This is a genomic window from Paenibacillus sp. LX16, assembly GCF_036252815.1.
In the GTDB taxonomy this organism is placed as follows: domain Bacteria; phylum Bacillota; class Bacilli; order Paenibacillales; family Paenibacillaceae; genus Paenibacillus; species Paenibacillus polymyxa_B.
In genome coordinates, this window is the sequence record NZ_CP141152.1 from 123,236 (window position 1) to 141,672 (window position 18,437).

Annotated in this window: 21 protein-coding genes, 1 tRNA gene and 1 riboswitch; of the genes, 12 read left to right on the forward strand and 10 right to left on the reverse strand. The window is 45.4% G+C overall.

Going from position 1 to position 18,437, the window contains the following annotated elements:
* The first annotated feature begins 16 nt into the window (after nucleotides 1-16).
* From serS to T3H97_RS00485, 6 genes are all read left to right on the forward strand, one after another.
* Nucleotides 17-1,300, forward strand: a complete 1,284-nt coding sequence (gene serS / locus T3H97_RS00460; protein WP_328801398.1) for a serine--tRNA ligase — start codon at nucleotides 17-19, stop codon at nucleotides 1,298-1,300.
* An 89-nt stretch (nucleotides 1,301-1,389) separates the two neighbouring features.
* Nucleotides 1,390-1,478 (forward strand) — tRNA-Ser (locus T3H97_RS00465).
* A gap of 144 nt (nucleotides 1,479-1,622) precedes the next feature.
* A complete protein-coding gene (locus tag T3H97_RS00470) occupies nucleotides 1,623-1,964 on the forward strand; it encodes a hypothetical protein (protein WP_061831825.1) in 342 nt (113 codons plus the stop codon).
* Between the two features lie 28 nt (nucleotides 1,965-1,992).
* Nucleotides 1,993-2,163, forward strand: coding sequence for a hypothetical protein (locus T3H97_RS00475; protein WP_007428073.1), 171 nt, complete (start codon nucleotides 1,993-1,995; stop codon nucleotides 2,161-2,163).
* 72 nt (nucleotides 2,164-2,235) lie between these two features.
* On the forward strand, nucleotides 2,236-2,391 hold the full coding sequence (locus T3H97_RS00480) for a small acid-soluble spore protein P (RefSeq protein WP_029514956.1): 156 nt from the start codon (nucleotides 2,236-2,238) through the stop codon (nucleotides 2,389-2,391).
* 197 nt (nucleotides 2,392-2,588) lie between these two features.
* A complete protein-coding gene (locus tag T3H97_RS00485; protein ID WP_250241589.1) occupies nucleotides 2,589-3,665 on the forward strand; it encodes a hypothetical protein in 1,077 nt (358 codons plus the stop codon).
* A 113-nt stretch (nucleotides 3,666-3,778) separates the two neighbouring features.
* On the opposite strand, the gene T3H97_RS00490 is transcribed toward T3H97_RS00485, so the two are convergent.
* A complete protein-coding gene (locus T3H97_RS00490; RefSeq protein ID WP_272639591.1) occupies nucleotides 3,779-4,345 on the reverse strand; it encodes a GNAT family N-acetyltransferase in 567 nt (188 codons plus the stop codon).
* Nucleotides 4,346-4,405: 60 nt separating this feature from the next.
* Nucleotides 4,406-4,906 carry a tRNA adenosine(34) deaminase TadA gene (gene tadA, locus T3H97_RS00495; protein WP_272639592.1) on the reverse strand — a complete coding sequence of 167 codons (501 nt, stop codon included), beginning with the start codon at nucleotides 4,904-4,906 and terminating at the stop codon, nucleotides 4,406-4,408.
* Between the two features lie 329 nt (nucleotides 4,907-5,235).
* Between tadA and T3H97_RS00500 the strand changes: the two genes are divergently transcribed.
* Nucleotides 5,236-7,512, forward strand: coding sequence for a PAS domain S-box protein (locus T3H97_RS00500; protein WP_272639593.1), 2,277 nt, complete (start codon nucleotides 5,236-5,238; stop codon nucleotides 7,510-7,512).
* 45 nt (nucleotides 7,513-7,557) lie between these two features.
* Complete coding sequence (gene rluF / locus T3H97_RS00505; RefSeq protein ID WP_250241616.1) at nucleotides 7,558-8,259, forward strand: 23S rRNA pseudouridine(2604) synthase RluF; 702 nt, start codon at nucleotides 7,558-7,560, stop codon at nucleotides 8,257-8,259.
* 134 nt (nucleotides 8,260-8,393) lie between these two features.
* Here rluF and motB read toward each other — a convergent pair whose 3' ends face one another.
* Together motB and motA are read right to left on the reverse strand one after the other, a co-directional pair.
* Nucleotides 8,394-9,221, reverse strand: a complete 828-nt coding sequence (gene motB, locus T3H97_RS00510; RefSeq protein ID WP_272639594.1) for a flagellar motor protein MotB — start codon at nucleotides 9,219-9,221, stop codon at nucleotides 8,394-8,396.
* Entirely contained in the window at nucleotides 9,214-10,008 is a 795-nt protein-coding gene (gene motA / locus T3H97_RS00515) for a flagellar motor stator protein MotA (protein WP_029514943.1), read from the reverse strand. Before motA ends, motB begins: the two co-directional genes overlap by 8 nt.
* A gap of 187 nt (nucleotides 10,009-10,195) precedes the next feature.
* On the opposite strand from motA, the gene T3H97_RS00520 reads away from it, so the two are divergent.
* Both T3H97_RS00520 and T3H97_RS00525 read left to right on the forward strand, forming a co-directional pair.
* On the forward strand, nucleotides 10,196-10,489 hold the full coding sequence (locus T3H97_RS00520) for a hypothetical protein (RefSeq protein WP_013308186.1): 294 nt from the start codon (nucleotides 10,196-10,198) through the stop codon (nucleotides 10,487-10,489).
* A gap of 117 nt (nucleotides 10,490-10,606) precedes the next feature.
* On the forward strand, nucleotides 10,607-10,906 hold the full coding sequence (locus T3H97_RS00525; RefSeq protein ID WP_007428083.1) for a 4a-hydroxytetrahydrobiopterin dehydratase: 300 nt from the start codon (nucleotides 10,607-10,609) through the stop codon (nucleotides 10,904-10,906).
* A gap of 78 nt (nucleotides 10,907-10,984) precedes the next feature.
* On the opposite strand, the gene T3H97_RS00530 is transcribed toward T3H97_RS00525, so the two are convergent.
* The 4 genes from T3H97_RS00530 to T3H97_RS00545 all read right to left on the reverse strand — a co-directional run bounded on the left by T3H97_RS00530 (nucleotide 10,985) and on the right by T3H97_RS00545 (nucleotide 15,568).
* Nucleotides 10,985-11,491, reverse strand: a complete 507-nt coding sequence (locus T3H97_RS00530; protein ID WP_209950353.1) for a GNAT family N-acetyltransferase — start codon at nucleotides 11,489-11,491, stop codon at nucleotides 10,985-10,987.
* Between the two features lie 305 nt (nucleotides 11,492-11,796).
* Nucleotides 11,797-12,297, reverse strand: coding sequence for a C40 family peptidase (locus T3H97_RS00535; protein ID WP_025723776.1), 501 nt, complete (start codon nucleotides 12,295-12,297; stop codon nucleotides 11,797-11,799).
* Between the two features lie 5 nt (nucleotides 12,298-12,302).
* Nucleotides 12,303-12,440: riboswitch (cyclic di-AMP (ydaO/yuaA leader) on the reverse strand.
* Between the two features lie 276 nt (nucleotides 12,441-12,716).
* Nucleotides 12,717-13,544, reverse strand: coding sequence for a hypothetical protein (locus tag T3H97_RS00540; RefSeq protein ID WP_328801399.1), 828 nt, complete (start codon nucleotides 13,542-13,544; stop codon nucleotides 12,717-12,719).
* An 11-nt stretch (nucleotides 13,545-13,555) separates the two neighbouring features.
* Complete coding sequence (locus T3H97_RS00545) at nucleotides 13,556-15,568, reverse strand: M1 family metallopeptidase (RefSeq protein WP_328801400.1); 2,013 nt, start codon at nucleotides 15,566-15,568, stop codon at nucleotides 13,556-13,558.
* A gap of 124 nt (nucleotides 15,569-15,692) precedes the next feature.
* Between T3H97_RS00545 and T3H97_RS00550 the strand changes: the two genes are divergently transcribed.
* Entirely contained in the window at nucleotides 15,693-16,199 is a 507-nt protein-coding gene (locus tag T3H97_RS00550) for a YwhD family protein (RefSeq protein WP_013368743.1), read from the forward strand.
* A 409-nt stretch (nucleotides 16,200-16,608) separates the two neighbouring features.
* Here T3H97_RS00550 and T3H97_RS00555 read toward each other — a convergent pair whose 3' ends face one another.
* On the reverse strand, nucleotides 16,609-16,698 hold the full coding sequence (locus T3H97_RS00555) for a putative holin-like toxin (protein ID WP_373441577.1): 90 nt from the start codon (nucleotides 16,696-16,698) through the stop codon (nucleotides 16,609-16,611).
* Nucleotides 16,699-17,024: 326 nt separating this feature from the next.
* Here T3H97_RS00555 and T3H97_RS00560 point away from each other — a divergent pair, with 326 nt between their 5' ends.
* A complete protein-coding gene (locus T3H97_RS00560; RefSeq protein WP_328801401.1) occupies nucleotides 17,025-17,531 on the forward strand; it encodes a PTS sugar transporter subunit IIA in 507 nt (168 codons plus the stop codon).
* 99 nt (nucleotides 17,532-17,630) lie between these two features.
* Here T3H97_RS00560 and T3H97_RS00565 read toward each other — a convergent pair whose 3' ends face one another.
* Nucleotides 17,631-18,380 carry an MBL fold metallo-hydrolase gene (locus tag T3H97_RS00565; protein ID WP_328801402.1) on the reverse strand — a complete coding sequence of 250 codons (750 nt, stop codon included), beginning with the start codon at nucleotides 18,378-18,380 and terminating at the stop codon, nucleotides 17,631-17,633.
* Between the last annotated feature and the right edge of the window lie 57 nt (nucleotides 18,381-18,437).

The window sequence follows — 18,437 nt, forward strand, 5'->3', positions numbered from 1 at the left end:
GTAGGAGGGATTACCTGTGTTAGATATAAAGATTTTACGTAATGAGCTTGGTCGGGTTGAGAAAGCTTTGCAGAACAGGGGGAAATCTCTGGATCTGATTAATGGTTTTACAGATCTGGATGTAAGCCGTCGTGAGTTACTTCAGGAAAGTGAAGGGCTCAAAAATCGTCGGAACGTGGTATCCGGTGAAGTAGCCAAGTTGAAGAAGAACAAGGAAAATGCGGATGATCTTATTGCAGAAATGCGTCAAGTCTCCGATCGTATCAAAGAATTAGATGAGCAAGTACGCGAACTGGAAGTTCAGATCGACGAATTGGTGATGTCTATTCCGAATATTCCTAATGATACAGTACCTGTAGGTGCATCGGAAGAGGATAATGTAGAAATCCGTCGCTGGTCGGAGCCGCGCGAGTTTTCTTTTACACCCAAAGCGCATTGGGAATTGGCTCAGGATCTAGACATTCTTGATTTTGAGGCAGCAGCCAAGGTAACGGGTTCTCGTTTTACGTTCTACAAAGGACTGGGAGCAAGATTAGAGCGTGCGCTGATTAACTTTATGATGGATCTGCACAGCAGTGAGCATGGTTATGAAGAAATGCTTCCTCCATACATTGTAAATCGGGACAGCTTGTACGGAACGGGTCAACTTCCGAAGTTTGAAGAAGATTTGTTCAAGCTGCGTGATACTGAGTATTATCTCATTCCTACGGCTGAAGTTCCGGTAACGAACTACCACCGTGAAGAGATTATGAATGCGGATCAGCTTCCGAAATATTATGTGGCATACAGCTCTTGCTTTCGCTCGGAGGCAGGATCAGCAGGACGTGATACACGTGGCCTGATCCGTCAGCATCAGTTCAATAAGGTAGAGATGCTTAAGCTGGTTCACCCGGATACCTCTTATGAGGAATTGGAGAAAATGACGAATAACGCTGAGCGTGTCTTACAGCTGCTCGGACTTCCATATCGCGTGCTGGCACTTTGCACTGGAGATATGGGTTTTACGTCTGCCAAAACGTACGATCTGGAAGTATGGTTGCCTGAGAGTGGCATGTACCGTGAGATTTCTTCCTGTTCAAATACGGAAGACTTCCAAGCGCGTCGTGCGAACATCCGGTTTCGTCCAGATTCGAAGGCAAAGCCTGAATTTGTACATACGCTGAACGGTTCAGGATTGGCTGTAGGGCGGACTGTGGCTGCTATTTTGGAGAACTATCAGCAAGAGGACGGAAGCATCGTGATTCCAGAAGTGTTGCGTTCATACATGCGAGGCATTGAGGTTATTGCTCCTAAACAGTAAGTGTTGCATTCTTAGAAGTTCTGTGGTAAAATAATTTTGTTGCGCCTGAGTATGTTTAAAAGGGAAGCAGCTTTATCCATTTACCACCTGGAGAGGTACCGAAGCGGTCATAACGGGGCGGTCTTGAAAACCGTTAGGGGGCAACTCCACATGGGTTCGAATCCCATCCTCTCCGCCATATTCTAAATAAACCAAGTCATTCAAATACGATAGCTGATACATTGGCCTTTATAAGCTAATGATTAGGAATCGTGGAGAGTGGCTTTTTTGTTGTATAAAAAGCTCGTTTTTTTCACACGTTATCAGATGTGGAGGTGCTGGCATGAATCGAGAAATGACAGTAGATCAGCAAAAGCTGGTAGAGGCCTGGCAGGAACAACTGCCGATTCTTTTGAATTCAGGGGACAAATCACAGGTACAGGCAGATGAAGCTGACAACCGGGCTATACGGATCCATATCGAGGTAGAAGGCCGACAAATGTACTCCTTTGATTTTGCATGTACTTATGTAGACTCCCGGGAAGTACAGGTTACTTTAGTCGATGTAGAGCGGGACGGACAGTCTGTGGATGAACGAACAGATATCATTCAGCAGCTAGTGTCCGATTATACTCGGCATATTCACCAATGTGCCCAAACATTACAGTCGTTGACGCATTCGTAGGTCATGAAGGAATGAGGAGGAAGGCTACATGACAAAAGCCAAAAACGGACTGGATAAAAACCTGTCTAACATTGTTGATGATTTGGAGCAGCGTCCAGTTAATAGTCATCAGGCACAGCAAGTGCAGCAGGATCGTAATGATCGCCGTCATCAGGATTCACTAAATCACGATAAAACGGAAGATCTACACCATCTATAGTCCTATTTTAAATGGTAATAAACGGATTCGTTGATGTACCACAAATATAGACTGAGAATGGAGGATGCATAAATGGGCAAGCCTAAAGCCATTCCTGTCCCCGAAGCACAGGATTCTGGTGGAAGTAACGAAAAGCGTGAGCGTAGTCATCAGCAGGAGCCGTTATCCGGTTCCAAGAAGGTGAAACAGCGGAATCACGTGGATCACCATAATAGAGAAGGCTCATAAGCAGGCAGACCTTTCTCCTAAAATATATTGCATAGTGTAAGACACCCTGGTTAGAGAGCCAGGGTGTCTTTGTGCTTATTGTAAGAAAATTTTCCAATAAGTGTTTCGCCGTTTGAGAATATGAGTTAAAATAGGAGGTGTGTATTTTTTTGTTAGCATAAAAAAGGGGTTAATTACGAGAGGAGAGAATCTACACAATGAGTAAAAAGTTATCCGTCTTGGTACTCACTATGGTGTTGCTTTTGACGGTAGCCCTGGTAGGTTGTAGCAAGAAGTTAGAACCGAAGGAAGCTGTTACGACCGGTACAGCTAATGCAATGAAGTTGAACTCTTATGAATCCAAAAGTCAATTCACGATTAAGGAACTGACCATTACATCCGCTTCTGTTCCAAGTGAGCAAAGTGCAATGGTAACTAGCATGCTGAAAAATGCTGATATTACGCTGGATGGTGTATACCAAAAAGAACCTTTTCAATCTGAAATGACGCTCGGCATTCATTTAAAAGGTGATCTTTCCACCAGCTTCACGATTCCAATGGTAATGACTAAAGATAAACTGTACGTTAAAATTCCTAATATTCCATTTTACCCGCTTCCACAGGATGTTGTAGGTAAATTCCTGATCATTGATCCACAAGAACTGGCTAAACAATCAGGACAAGAATTTAATCCTGCAACCATGGATCAGGAAAAATCGCAGAAATTTGCGAATGAAGTGATTGCTGCAATTATGAACGAGTATGATCAAGCTACGTACTTCTTTAATATTGATCCTAAAGATGCTAAATTGCCACAAGGCGTTGAAGCTAAACAAGTAGTTCAATTCAAAATTACGAATGACAATGTGAAGCAAGCTACTAATACATTTATCACTAAGGCGCTTCCTAAAGTCCTTGATGTGATGTCTAAAGATGAGTATGCTAGCATGCTTCAAGTGAAGAAGGAAGAGCTGGCTGAGGCGAAGAAAGAACTGCAATCCAACACCAGCGAAGTTAGCAAAAAGCTGGATGAGTTGAAAAACTATTTAACAGTGAAACAGTTTGACATTAACACAGCTTTGAACAAGGATAACATTCCTGTGTATCAAGACCTAAATGCGAATGTAGAGATGAATGATCCGGCTACAAAAGACAATGTAAAATTGTCCGTAACAGGCTACACGCAATACAGCAAAATCAATGCTAAAGCAGCATTTAAAGTGGGTATTCCAACAGGTGATCAAGTCCTGACTATGGAACAACTGCAACAAAAAATGCAAACTGTTGCTCCTTAAGTATGGGATGCATGATTGAAAAACATCATTTTTTCGAATATGATGTAAGAAAACCGCCCGGCTTATGCCGAGCGGTTTTTTGTTTACTGCCAATGTTGTCCCTGTGTAGTCATTTAGCTCTGCCACACGTCATCCTCAGCCAAAAGTCCAAACATCTGGTGATCCTGCCATGTGCCCTGAATCTGTACAAGCTTGCGAGCAGTGCCTTCTGGCTGGAATCCGCACTTTTCTAATACACGTTGTGAACGATCATTATGCAAAAGAGTACCCGCTTGGAGACGATGTAGAGATAAGGCACGAAAGGCATATTGTATGGTCAACTTCAAGGCAGCAGTCATATGTCCTTTACCCTGTTCATGATGATCCATCATGTAGCCGATATCAGCGAATTGTCCAACTCCACGTACTAAATTGGAAATGGAAACATAACCGATAAGTCGCTCCTCCTTTAAGAGAAAGATGCCGAACGTGTACCCTCGATCCTCCTCGGCTTGCCGCAGCCTCTGACGGATGTAATCCTGCTGTTTCTCTAATGTGAAAAATGAATCCTCGTAAAGCGGCTCGTACAGCGCATGTGACTCCCTATTTTGCACCCTAAGGGCGAGAAGGGCTTCGCTATCCGCCACGCTAAATGGCCGTAAAAAGATACCTTGAGGCGTATTATACAAGCTCATAGGCATGGGTTGATCTCCTTCCATGAAGAATTAGCAATAAGATGAAGTATTTTGGACTTTTCCCCCTCAGGATGAGGATGGGGGAGGAGACAATCTGGCTGCCGCTCTTTTTTGCCGGAGATGCCGAAAAAAGTTCGTTAGCAGCGAGGCGCATTCCTCCTGCAGTACACCATTAGTTACTTCTGTACAATGATTGAACCGAGGCTCCTGTAATAAATTCATCAGCGTGCCTGCGCAGCCTGCCTTGGGATCTGTAGTTCCATATATCAAATAGGGAACCCGTGATTGAACAATGGCTCCGGCGCACATTGGACACGGCTCCAGAGTGACATACAGCCTACAATCCAGCAGGCGCCAAGCGCCTAAGTGCTCACTCGCCTGACGAATGGCAACCATCTCTGCATGTGCGGTTGGGTCAGCATCCGTCTCGCGCAAATTGTAGCCGCGACCGATGATTTCATTATCTTTTACGATGACAGCCCCGATGGGGACTTCACCTAACATTTCTGCCTTATACGCTTCCTGAATGGCTTCTTTCATCCAATAGGCGTGATCCATGGTGGTCACTGGGAAAATGCTCCTTTCAAAACGCGGAATTATCCAACGAACAAATATTCCGTTGTTAACATGATGTGAATAAAATTGTGGATAACATGGCACTTGTCCACAGGTTTATCCACAGTTTATAATAAAATCTGTGTATTTGTGGACTACTTGTGGATGATTATCTTCTTATATTGTAGGCAAACCCTTGTCTATTGACAATACTGTACACAAGGTGTGTATTTATGTATATCCGGTAAATGTAAATGCTGGTATCACGGGCGCTATTACGGTATCATTGAGTTAGCAATTGCCAGTAATCGCCAGCATACGGCAAGAGGTGAGAAATCAGTGTGTCGATAAAAATCAGAATAACGATCATTTTGTCGGGGTCCGTCCTGTTTATCCTTTTATTAAACATCGCACTCAATTATTACACGACCCACGAAAATCTAAGAAGTGACAGTGAAACTAAAATGGTTCTGACGGCTAAAATTATCGGAGGAGCTATCGAACAAACCCAACATAGCTGGGAGGCCGTTGACAAGCAGCTCGGATATAATCTGTGGCTTTCTGCCACGTTGGCTGCCAATCAGCTCGGTCCTGACATCCGAAATATTCAGCAGGAACAGCTTCAAAAGGTGGCCTCACTCCACAGAGATACTAATATTTCTTTGATGATTCGAGACGGGCAGGGGTATAAGGTTGTTAAATCTTCGGATCCAAAAGAAGTAACGCCATCTGATCCATTGACAGGGTATTGGAAAAATGCAGTTGACCAATTATATGAGCACGGACAGGCTGCAATGGCCCAAGGTCAGAAACTGGATCATTTTTGGACCGGATCATTTGACTACACCGGTTCAGACTCCTCACAGATTAACAAATGGGGATTTTATTATGACCAAAAACGTAATTACTTAATTCGAATTTCCTTTCAGGATACTTCAGTGCAAGATTTCATAACCATCCTGAGCCCCGATGAGATTGTAAAGCAAACCCAACAAGTGGATTATCGCATCATGGAAATTACAGGAATTAACCCTGCAACCTTTGGTGGCGCTTCGATGGACAAGAACGGGAACGATTCGAAATACTATTACATGTACAATAAACCGATCCAATTTGGCACGTATCAGCTAACGAGAGTGCAGGAAGATCGTTTGGCCGTGTCCAGAGCTATCCTCTCCGGGGAGAGTATTGTACAAGACTGCTATATCAAAGGCGAACGGGTTCTCGTCAGTTACATACCTTTTTACCCGGCTAACCGCGAAGCCTATGTTATCCGTATTGTTATGAATTATGATACGATTACTTCTGTTATTTCCAAGCAATTGATAAGCTTAATTGCTATTTCCATTGTCCTTTTGGAAGTTGTAATCATTGGAAGCTATGTGCTGGCAAGTCTGTTTGTCCGCCCAATTCAGTCGATTCTGGGGAAAGTGAACGAGATGGCTGATGGTCATTTTGATACACGGCTAGAAATAAAAGGTGGTCATGAGCTTGCACAGTTGGGTGAGCGCATCAATGCGATGGCCTACAACCTAGGGATGTACACGAGAAGACTGGAACAGATGTATGAAGAGAACCGTTCTGTAAAGGAGCATCTGGAGTCGGTTATTAATCAGACAGCGGATGCGATTCATGTAACCGACGAGGAGGATCGCGTCGTTCGGGTCAATCATGCCTTCGAAGCTTTATACGGCTGGACCAAGAAAGAATTGGTTGGTCGTAAGCTGGAGTTTGTACCTCCGCAGCAACAGGAGGAGTATGAATTTCAGAAGAAGAGCCTGCTTCAGGGAGAGAGCATCGTATCAAGTGAGTCTCTTAGAATGCGTAAGGATGGAAGTACAGTAGAGATCAGTATGAGCACGTCGCCTATTCTGGATGAAGAAGGCCAAATTTTGGGGTTTATCTGCGTGTCGCGTGATATTACGGGTCGCAACCGGATGGAGGAGTTGTTGCGCAGATCAGAGAAACTGACAACCGTCGGACAACTAGCGGCAGGCGTAGCGCATGAGATTCGTAATCCGCTAACCACGCTACGTGGCTTTCTCCAACTACAGCAACAAAATCAAGTGTTGAATATGAAACACAACGATATTATGATGTCTGAGCTGGATCGCATTAATTTGATCGTTAGCGAGTTTTTAATACTGGCGAAGCCACAGGCAGTGCATTTTCAGAAAAAAGATGTTCGCTATATTGTGAGCGACGTGATTTCTTTACTAGATAGTCAGGCGCACCTGCTGGGCATTGTATTCAATCTTCAGGTCACGGACGAGCCTGCCCTAGTATACGCTGAAGAAAATCAGTTAAAACAGGTATTCATTAATTTACTTAAAAATAGCATGGAGGCTATGAGTAAAGGTGGTATCATCACGATTCATTTGTTCTTGGAGGGAGAAAACGTTAAAATCTTCATACGGGACCAGGGAACGGGTATTCCCGCAGAAATGCTGTCCAAGCTAGGAGAACCTTTTTTCACAAACAAAGAAACAGGGACAGGACTAGGACTTATGGTCAGTCAGCGTATTATACAGAGTCATAAAGGCACACTGGATATTGAAAGCACAGAGGGAGAGGGAACGACAGCCCTGGTGCAGCTTCCGATTGCCAAGCCGGAGTAACGGGCTGGACGCGAAGTGTGTTAGTAGAAATGGAGGGTACACAGGTTGCGCATTAACAAGTTTATCAGCGAAACCGGTTTTTGCTCGCGCCGCGAGGCGGACAAGCTGGTAGAGAGTGGCCGCGTGACGATTAACGGCGAAGTGGCTGTGCTGGGTAGTCAAGCGGAAGAAGGCGATGATGTTCGTGTGAACGGCAAGCCACTGCGCGATAAGTCCGATCACGTCTATATTGCATTGAACAAGCCGGTGGGCATTACAAGTACAACGGAGAGCCACATTAGAGGCAATGTTGTTGATTTTGTGGGCCATCCGCAGCGGATATTCCCGATAGGACGCCTGGATAAGGATTCGGAAGGTCTCATTTTACTTACCAATGATGGAGACATTGTGAATAAGATTTTACGGGCAGAAGGCAAGCATGAGAAAGAATACATCGTAACGGTGGATCGCCCTGTCGTACCGTCTTTTGTGCAGGGCATGTCCAGCGGGGTGAAAATACTCGGTCAGCGGACGCTACCTTGTGAGGTGACGCGTGTATCTGAGTATGTATTCCGTATTATCCTGACTGAAGGGAAAAATCGTCAGATCCGGCGTATGTGTGCTGCCTTCGGTTATGAAGTTAAAAAACTGCAAAGGCTGCGAATCATGAATATTCGGTTGGGGTCCCTTCAGAAAGGTGCCTGGCGTGATCTGACAGAGGCTGAGAAGCAGGAGCTTGGTCAGATGCTCGATTATACGCTTAGCTAATGCCAGAGGGGCTCGTATAGCCTACAGCGTATGATCGTCGTATCTGAAAGGGCAAAGTACAGGAAGCACTAAACAAAGAGGCACCAGCTGCATAAAAATGCGGCGGTGCCTTTGTTCATATAACATATGCATAATCAACCTTCATTCGAGCTTGAGGTAGGACTGATAACCTGTGTTCCGTTCTGATATTTGCGGAGAACAGATATTTCAACACGACGGTTTTTGGCGCGTCCTTGACCATCTTGATTGCTTGCCAATGGACGATACTCGCCATAACCGATGGATACAAACTTGGTTGGATCGAGATCTGGATTGAGCAACAAGATACGCAAGAAATTCAGAGAGCGCTTGGCGCTCAAATCAAAGTTGGACGGGAACTGGCTGTTGGAGATCGGTACATTATCCGTGTGACCTGATACGATAACATCATAGCCAGGGAACTGCTGGAGCATACTAGAAATGGACTTGGCCAGCTTTCTTGCTTCCGGCTTTACTTCGGCCTGCCCGGATGAAAACAGGGCATTATCACTAATGGTGATCATTAGTTGCGATTGGTTTAGCTTGGTATTCAGCAAGGGGGTCAGGCCGTTATTTTGAATATATTGATCCATCTGTTTTTTAAGCTTTTTTAAATCTTCTTCTTCCCGCTGGGCAAGCTGTTTTTGCAGTTCAGAGGTAGAAGTAGCTTTCGATTTTACGGGTTGTGACACTTGTTCTTTATTTTTGCCCATATCCATGGATTGTGACGACGGATTCGCGGCCGAGTGATCCAGCACGCCAGTGCCGCCACTAAAAGCTGCATTCAGGGATTGAGCCATAGTTTCAAATTTTTTGGCGTCGAGCGAGCTCATACCGAATAAGACAATGAAAAGAGCCAACAGAAGGGTCATTAAGTCGGAATATGGCAACAGCCAGCTTTCGTCAGCATGCTCTTCATGCGGTTCATGTCTCTTTTTACTCACTGGAATCGCCATCCTTCTGGGTCATCGTAGCCCGTTCGGTCGGAGTCAGGAAGATCGTCAGTTTCTGACTGATGGCGATCGTCGATATCCCCGATTGAATGGAAAGCAGACCTTCGACCATCATTAATTTAAGCTCTACTTCTTTTTTGGATAACCGTTTCAGCTTGTTGGACATCGGATGCCACAGGACATAACCTGTAAAAATACCGAGCAACGTCGCAATGAAGGCTGCTGCAATGGCATGAGAGAGCTTTTCCATGTCACTAAGGTCAGCCAGAGCGGCAATCAGACCTACAACCGCACCGAGTACCCCGAGCGTTGGAGCATACATACCGGCTTGGGAGAAGATCAGTGCGCCAGAGCGATGTCGATCCTCGGTAGCATTGATATCCTCCATCAGAACGTCCCGTACGAATTCCTGATCATTGCCGTCAATAATCATTCGCATGCCGCCACGCATAAAGGGATCGTCGATTTCCTCTACCTTAGATTCCAAGGCGAGCAGACCTTCACGACGGGTAATGGATGCCCACTCGGTAAACGTACCGATGAGCTCTTTGCGGTCTAACAGTTTTTGTTCAGTGAAAATAACCTTGAACAGCTTCGGAATCCGTTTGATTTCTGCCATCGGGAAGGCCATAAATATACTCGCTGCCGTTCCGACGAAAATAATCATGTAAGCAGCGGGATTATTGACCAGATTGACGACCGGAGCGCCTTTTAAGATCATCCCGACGACCAGTGACAAAATCCCGAGCACAAGTCCGATAATGGTTGAAATTTGCATGATACACCTCATCCATGAGAATAGATTTTGAATCCTTTCATGCCGCCGGGGTCGTCCTTGCCCCAAGCGCGTCATTACAAGACGGATTATAGTATTTATCGACAAAACTCTCTTTTTTGTTAAGTGCGAATTTCCGGTATAATAAGGTGATTATGTATTAAATGGCGGAACCATTGGAGGAAATGGCATGGGAGTAAAGCATGGGCGTGAGTATGAACAAATTTTGAACGATTTGACAGAGGCTGTGGGGCGCATCCCAGATAGCTATGAATTTTTTGAGATGGAAGCAGAAGATTGGGACAGGCTGGACCCGGCGGGACGTCAGGAAGTCAATGAAGCTTTGGCAGAAGACTTATTTTATGCACTGGGTACAGAGCCCACAATCACTGTAGGGAGTGGCGTTGTGATCTATGAGCCGGAGCAGCATCGTATCTATGTACTCATTGGAGACGAGGAGCTGACGTCAGTCCCTTTGATTTGAGGTCCGTCTTATGGATTTATCAACGGGGCCGTGGTAATATGTACACCAATATATCGTAGTTTTGGCCGTATTTAAGCGGTCGAAAGGCTTCCGTATAAACGGGGAGGAGTTCGTAACATGCCTTTTACACAAGAAGAGATTGAAGCACATCTGGAGAAACTGGAGGGCTGGGAACTGGAGGAAGGACGATGGATCGTTCGAAAATATAATTTTTCCAGTTTTATGAAAGGGATTGCATTCGTGGATGAAGTTGCTGCTATATCTGAAGCATTCAATCATCATCCATTTATTACGATTGATTACAAGACCGTGACTCTGCGTTTGACCTCTTGGGACGACGGCGGTATTATGGCCGTGGATATTAAGGAAGCCCAACAATATAATGAAGCCTTTGAAAAAATGCGCAGCAGTCATTGAGCTTGTAATGATCTGTCGTATGATGATAAAAGCGCCTTCGCTATACAACATCGTGGTTGTATGCCGAAGGCGCTTTTATCATAGAACCTGGGTTGGGTGGTCGGGACGATATACCATACAATAAAACGGTTTTTTGCCATCGGGAGTCTGGCGTTCATAGGTATCTGTAAGCTCAAATCCAGCCGCCTTGTAGGCCCGGATAGCGCGCCCATTCCAAGTGAGCACCTCTAGATCAATTTCATTCTTCGGGTTGCGTCGTTGAGCTTCCTCTGCAATGGCACGGACAAAATCTGATCCTTTGCCATGTCCGCATCTGTCAGGGTGCATTCCAAGACCTAGCCGGGTCACACCGATCATAGGAAAATATTGAGCAAATCCCGTCAGCTTATTCTCTTCATCCAGTACGGCAACATATTGCTCTTGGCGAAGCGTGGGACTCCCAAATTCGACTTCAAGCGCCTTCATTTGTTCCCAGGGGAGCCAACCGTATATGTTATAAGGTGGATCATAGCGCCACTCACAGATTGCAGCCGCTTGATGCTCGTCCATCGGTACGATCCGATAGTTGGATATTGAGGCCGGCATGTGTTCCATCCTCCTTTTACACAGGTACTTCAATCATTAACAACAGATTGTAGACAAGTTGCAGGGGAATGGCAAGCGTGTTTATTTCATACCTAAGTCGGGTATACATTCAATAAGAAGGAATTACTGCTCATATGCTCCCCCAGCGGTGACGGTAAAACCGACGATGTTCGCTAAAATTGAAACCTTTTGAGGTCTCAGTTCGTCAGTAAAGATAATAATTGCTGATGTTGTGGACATAAAAAACCGCAATTCGATTCCGGCCAGAATCAAATTGCGGCTAGGGTTAGCTTGCTGTGCGTTAGTTATTCTACGTTATCGTCATCAGGAATTTCTGAAGCTACAGAATGGTAAGCGTCTGTGCTCATAATTCTTTTTGCACCGACATAGCGGTTAGCGTAATAATTTTCGTTCAGTGAGCTAACTACTACACCACGTGAAGTCGAGGAGTGGGCAAATTTCCCTTCACCTACGAAGATACCTACATGGGAAATGCCTCTTCCTGTGGTGTTGAAGAACACCAGGTCCCCAGGTCTCATTTCATCGCGGGATACAGAAGATCCCATTTTGAATTGTGATCCGGATTGATGCGGAAGTTTAATTCCCAGTTTGTTGAATACGTACATTGTGAAGCCGGAGCAATCGAATCCCTCGAGTGTAGTGCCTCCGCTTCTGTAGCTCGTTCCTTTGGCATCTTGAATGACCTGGTCCATCTTGGAGTCTGCATATGCACTGCCGCCACCGAATGTAAAAGATGTAAAGGCAATGGCAAGACCCATAGCTGCGATCGTTAGCTTCTTCTTCAAAAAAAATATACCCCTTCCAATGCCTGCGAGGTTAGCTTAAGGATTCGGTAGAAGGTTCCCCTATGACCACTCTGTTGCGAGATCAATTCACCCAAACTGGTTCCCCCGCTTCCTAGGTGCCAGGAATTAGGCTTAACTTAAGATGTGCACCTTGGAGAGCAGTATTCACAATAACGTTATTTTTGAGATAAAGGTTACAATAAAGATTACAAAGTTGTTACTATCAGTTCACTGCGATTATTGTAACAAAGACGGCTGGCTTTGGCAAATGTTTCATTGCAAAAAGTTACAAAAAAAATCTGCTCCTAATGTCTCAGGAACAGATCTTGTTAACAGTATTCAGTTATGTGTCGTTTGCGCGGGTATGAGTCAGGGTTTTTCGACAGACGGAAATGAAGTAAAAAACATAAAGGCAGGGTTTAGCTTCTACTGGAAATATCGGTATGCCATAGTCTGTACTGCGAACTGATATGCCACAGCCTGACCAGACTAGTAACAAAATGATACGATTGCTGGAGAATGAGCGCCAGCATGCCAGTCCAAATCATCGCCACGGTGCCAAATAGACCGAAGACCAGCAGCACACAAGCACCGAGCAAAAGGGATATACCGACAGCTGGGAGGAGCTGGCGAAAGAAGGCGAGCAGGGAGGATAGTATGGTGTGACCACCGACAGTACCCAGTTGCATATACAGGATGCACTGCCGAATGAACCATCCGTATGCCATCCATCCAATGACATAGGGCAATAAATGCAGCAGATAAGAGGGAGATTGAAGCGCTCCTGCTACAATAGGGTAGAGTCTCGGTACCACCCAAAAGGCGGGAAGCAGCAGCAGTCCCAACTCAATGGTGTAATACAACAGCGACGACATGCCATGGCGTTTCATACCCTTGAAAAAGGACAGGCTTTGCGGTTCAGTCGCATCGGTATGCAGACTTTGATATATTCCGGCTCTAATGAAGGGAGTGATCAGTATGCGTAGTACAGTCGCCCCTAGTAGTATCCACAAATACACATGTACTTCCCGGCTGTCCATCAGAGCAATCTGGCTCTCCATCCAAAACAAGGTCTGTCCCAGCTCGTTTTGACCCTGATCAGGATAACGGAGCAATAGCGGGATAACGGCAGACTGCACCAGCCGATAGAGAAACACCCCCCACAGTAGTCGATACAGAAATAAAATGATAACGATATAAAATCGTATGCGCACCAGCGCCCAGCCCTCTTTTATAACAGTCCGCATCTATAGACACCTCACCATGACAGACTTCCAAGCAGTGTCTCCAACAGCTTGGTTACACTTATACTCCAACGGGTTTGTTGTTTTTCGTCCAATTCGGCCTTTAGGCTATTGTTAATATGCTTATTCTCCAGTGCAATGGTATATAGAGGATCAAGGGTTACATAGGAAACGGGAGAAGTACTTTTGACCCGAAAAGTTGTGCTTTTGCCCGCGCCGTCCCAAGCCTTGAATATCGTTGTCCCATCCTTGAAGGTAAATTGGACAGGGATCTTGGGATAATCCGCCCCTTTTTTGCTGACCGTCACGACTGCTTCATATCCATTCTCCAGCTTGTGGTTTGTGATGTGATCCACTGAAAAGTCCGCCATTTGGCCGTCATATACATACTGTTCAAAATAGTGGCTCCATGAGCGTCCGGTGACTCTCTCCACGATACGTTGAAAATCCTGTGAGGACGGATGCTTGAATCGGTACGTCTGGACGTAGGTCCGCATAATGCGATCCATTTTTTTCATACCCACCTGACGTTCAATGCCCCGTAGTACCAGCTTGCCTCGAGAGTAGGCATTTTGCGCGTACTCAGCAGCTGAGCCGTACTTCCATGACTCGCGGTTTAGCGGCTGTGGGGAGGCTACCTGTCCCGATTGTAATGGCAAGTTGGGGGTAAGCCCATATTCTTGTTCCATAAGCCGCTCCTCTGCATAGGAGGTGAAGCCTTCATCCAGCCACGGCTCCTCAAATTCATTATTGGCTACCATTCCGTAGAAATATTGATGTCCAATCTCATGAACTAATGTCCGTTCCAGACTATAGCCAGGATTCAGATTACCCGCAGCAGCGGCTGTGATGAGTGTCGGATACTCCATACCGCCGGCTCCATTGCCTGATTTGGGTGGAACCACGATGGATAGGGTGGAATATGGATAAGGCCCGTACCATTTGCTGTAGTACGAAAGGGCGGCCTTCGCGGCGCTCATATAGCGTCCTTTGAGCTCCTTGTGCGACGGGTCAAGGTAGAGCTTAATTTTGACACCAGGGACTTCAGCGGAAGAAAAGGGTTCTTCTACGGTTACAAAGTTGGGTGAAGCGGACCAGGCAAAATCGTGTACATCATCGGCATAAAATTGATATATTTTTTGGCCGTTCTGTCGGACGGCACCACGGGTGGGAAATCCGGTCGCTGCTACGATATGAGTTTCAGGCACCCGAATCCGTACGCTGTAAATTCCAAAATCGGCATAAAACTCGGAGTTACCATGATACTGGTGGAGGTTCCAGCCCTCCTCGGCGCGTCCACGCTGTCCTGCAGTCTCGTAGACGCTGAGCTTCGGGAACCACTGTCCTGCCATTACAAAATCATCTGTCGCACCCATACGAGCGAAGATGGCGGGCAGTTTTACCTCAAACTTCATATATAATGTGATTTCTTCGCCACCTCGTACCGGCTTGGGTAGACGCACCTTCATGAGCGAACGGTCGCCTGCGTTACCGTCATCTGGCTGCACATATTGGATGCGGTGCATGAGAGATAAACCGTCCTCTGTTTTTAGTTCAGTCAGCGTCATGGAGCCAAAGCCGTCTTTGGGCATGGTGTCTCCTCGCAGCTTTCCACCGGATTCCTTCATAAAGGTAGTTTCCATGGAAGAGAAGGCATTCGGGTATAGATGAAGATACAAATCATTCACGGTTTTCTTGCCCGGATGCTTCCAGGTCAGTGTCTCAGTGCCTCGCAAAACCTGTCCTTTTTCCAGAGACACATCAATGTGGTACTCTACCACCCGTTTGCTGAGGATTTCTGTAGCGGGCTGTGGAGGGTTCTTGGGCAGGTCAGGCAGGATGTTTGCCCCTAGAGGCTTGCCCATATTTGGGGCAAGCGCAGACTCAGACAGGGAGCCGTATAGTGGTTGGCCTATGGACTGCGGGTCGGATTGCGATTGGGGCTGCCAGGCAAACCATAACGTCCCTGCGAGGAGACCGAGGGCTAGTGTAGACAATAAAACGATTTTAGTGCGTGCTGGGGTCATACAATGGATACCTCCCGTTGACAAGCATCTACAGCATGTATATGTTTGCTTTCAGGAGATTATTAGTTAAAATATTTATAGTGTAGAATGAGTGTGAAGACGGAAAATGGAGGTCTAGTGACGCATGAGTGAAAATCAGCCGGACGGCAAAAAACAGATTGCACTGAACATTGTCAGTGGCAAGAGTAAACATAAGGGTTTCGGCGCAGGCTCAATCGACCTGAACAGCATGTCCCCGGTCATCATTGACCGAGGAGAGGCGAAAATTGATATCGGTGCCATGCATGCCAAAAGTAAAGTAGAACGTGGTATCAAGTTCTCTACGAATAAAGAGGATGTACCGAATGGACGCCAAGTATGGCTCGTATGGGTAGCCGTGGATCGTACGCCCGAAGGACGTATGTACGGCGGTGCCACCGCCTGCGAGATGCTGATTGACGACGAAGCCAAACGCGGCTGGAAAATCCTCGCCGATCACGTCAACCGTATGGATTACGCACTCAAGCGTCGTTTCATGCTGGATGATCTCGGCAGCGAAGATAAAGCAGCGCTCAAAAGTCTGCTAATTTCGCATAACGAGGAATGGTGGGACGCTTCGCCTGAAGAATTGAAGCAGGCGCTGGAAGGATAGGCCCAGCGTTAACGCAGTAATAATATTGTAAAAAAGCAGCCACATATGTGGGCTGCTTTTTTTATTGCGAAGGGTGTTAAAGAGTTTTGAACTTACAATGAGTTATACTAAAGGTGCTTTTTCCTATGAGAAGCAACCAAATTAGAACCTCTATTTAAGCTTTGTGATACCTTTAGTTGTAAGCTTTAAGACCTCATAGAATATGTACCGGACAAGTAAAATAGCAGAGGAAATCAGTAAAATATTTGAAGAAAAAAACTGTATTTACGTTATAGAATAAGCTATACTGAGGTAAGAATAGTAAAGGAGTCGTGCGTCAACACGACTCCAGCATACAACAACTGCATAAAGAGCAATCGGCCGGGTAAGATAAGGTCGGATATAGACCGTATTCCTTAGTCAGAGCGGTCTATTTCTTTTTCACGTAGGTAAGCAATGCCAGAATGAACATGCCAAACATGATCATCAAGGAAATCGCGTCTTTAACCTCCATGGGCATCACCTCCCTTCGGGGAGACTAGACTACCGCCCTTTTAGCCGTATGTTGTACTAGCAAAGTATACCATAAAACAATCGCTTTTAAGATTGACAATACTTAAATGCGTAATTGTGATAACAAATGACCCGACTAAGATAGACATTATCTTAGCCGGGTTATTTTACGACGGTAGCGCCTTGACATCCTGAACAGGCATTCACTATAATTCAAATAGAAATCGCTTCCACTCTTCTTTTTATTCCTTTTGTGGAACCGGTTCCTCAAAAGGTGTAGTTAAGTCCTATTTATTGTTTATGAATGTAATCTCTAAATAAGGTGGCATCGTTATGTTTAAATGGTTGAAAAAGAAGGCGGCTCCTCGTATTGAACAATTCGACATGGTAGCACCAATCAAAGGAAAAGTGGTTTCCCTTGAAGAGGTTCCAGATCCTGCGTTTTCCACGAAGGCAATGGGGGAAGGTATCGCTATTCATCCGACTGAAGGTAAAGTGACTGCTCCTTTTACGGGTAAAGTCGTCCACGTGATGGAGAAAAGTAAGCATGCTCTGATCATTGAGCATGAATCCGGTGTACAAATTTTGATACATGTCGGGATTAATACAGTTTCCCTCAAAGGACAGGGGTTTAACCCTCACGTTCAAACAGGAGATAACATTAAAGCAGGGCAATTACTGATGGAGTTTGATCTAGACGCGATTCAACAGGGTGGCTTGCCTGTAATTACTCCGGTAATCGTTCCAGACGGGCAAGAGATGATCAGTCATGTGGAAATCTTGGAAGGTACATCTGCCTCTTCAGATGTACCCGTATTAAGAGTTCACTTAAAAGCTTAGTTCTCATAAAGAAAAGACTAACCAGGAATTCCTGGTTAGTCTTTTCTTTAGATGATTCACTGACCGGTCAAGGATCGGGTATGAACATGTGTTCAAAAGCTAGGATTCACATATTTCAGATATCCGCTGATTACAATTGCCTTCGTACAGCCCTCCATGAAAGCAAATCACTTTTTTAATATCATATGGCAGCAGGTTTTTAAGAGATTCTTTGGCCATATTGAAATCCCAGCAGTATTGCGGGTCTGGAGCCAATAATTTGCCGCCTACTACGCGTAGAGCATCTCCTGCAATCAGGGTTTGACTGGATTTATGATAGAAACTTAGGTGCCCTGGTGTGTGTCCAGCAGTATCTATAACTACGATCCCCCCACAGAAGGGTAATTCCTCTCCGGCAACGATGGTGGAGTTTACAATAGCCTTTGGGGGATTTTCAAGTGTACGCCGGAATGCATGTCTCCACTCTACCGGAACGGATTCGGGCATGGAACTTACAGCTTGATCTATTGCTTCTGGAGTCAGCTTTATAAGCTGTTTTTCTCCCTGTATATAAGGCTTTTCGATAGAACTGGCTAATACTTGAACTGGGGATGAAGAAGCCCGGATTATATCTGCTAAACTGCCGATATGATCAAGATCCTGGTGTGTTATTAATATGAAGGTAAGTTTATGGATTGCTAATCCGGTGCCTAGAATAGCCTCATGTAAAAGTGAGAGTTGCCCGGGGTAAGCCGTATCAACTAAAATTATGTTATCTTCGTCCCACATTAAAGTGGGGTGAATACTCTCTATACTTCCCATAATGTTAGCAGAAACCTGGAGTATGTGTATTCCCTTGTCTAATTGCATCGAATCCCTCCTATAAGAGTTGATGTAATACAAAGGAATCGTATCATGAAATATAAA

Bases quoted from the DNA above. Each gene is read 5' to 3' on its own strand.
- T3H97_RS00565 (WP_328801402.1), bottom strand. From the start codon at position 18,380: ATGCAATTAGACAAGGGAATACACATACTCCAGGTTTCTGCTAACATT.
- T3H97_RS00470 (WP_061831825.1), top strand. From the start codon at position 1,623: ATGAATCGAGAAATGACAGTAGATCAGCAAAAGCTGGTAGAGGCCTGG.
- T3H97_RS00475 (WP_007428073.1), top strand. From the start codon at position 1,993: ATGACAAAAGCCAAAAACGGACTGGATAAAAACCTGTCTAACATTGTT.
- T3H97_RS00480 (WP_029514956.1), top strand. From the start codon at position 2,236: ATGGGCAAGCCTAAAGCCATTCCTGTCCCCGAAGCACAGGATTCTGGT.
- T3H97_RS00490 (WP_272639591.1), bottom strand. From the start codon at position 4,345: ATGCCTATGAGCTTGTATAATACGCCTCAAGGTATCTTTTTACGGCCA.
- T3H97_RS00555 (WP_373441577.1), bottom strand. From the start codon at position 16,698: ATGCCCATGGAGGTTAAAGACGCGATTTCCTTGATGATCATGTTTGGC.
- T3H97_RS00545 (WP_328801400.1), bottom strand. From the start codon at position 15,568: ATGACCCCAGCACGCACTAAAATCGTTTTATTGTCTACACTAGCCCTC.
- T3H97_RS00550 (WP_013368743.1), top strand. From the start codon at position 15,693: ATGAGTGAAAATCAGCCGGACGGCAAAAAACAGATTGCACTGAACATT.
- T3H97_RS00540 (WP_328801399.1), bottom strand. From the start codon at position 13,544: ATGCGGACTGTTATAAAAGAGGGCTGGGCGCTGGTGCGCATACGATTT.
- T3H97_RS00560 (WP_328801401.1), top strand. From the start codon at position 17,025: ATGTTTAAATGGTTGAAAAAGAAGGCGGCTCCTCGTATTGAACAATTC.
- motA (WP_029514943.1), bottom strand. From the start codon at position 10,008: ATGCAAATTTCAACCATTATCGGACTTGTGCTCGGGATTTTGTCACTG.
- T3H97_RS00485 (WP_250241589.1), top strand. From the start codon at position 2,589: ATGAGTAAAAAGTTATCCGTCTTGGTACTCACTATGGTGTTGCTTTTG.
- T3H97_RS00525 (WP_007428083.1), top strand. From the start codon at position 10,607: ATGCCTTTTACACAAGAAGAGATTGAAGCACATCTGGAGAAACTGGAG.
- T3H97_RS00530 (WP_209950353.1), bottom strand. From the start codon at position 11,491: ATGCCGGCCTCAATATCCAACTATCGGATCGTACCGATGGACGAGCAT.
- T3H97_RS00520 (WP_013308186.1), top strand. From the start codon at position 10,196: ATGGGAGTAAAGCATGGGCGTGAGTATGAACAAATTTTGAACGATTTG.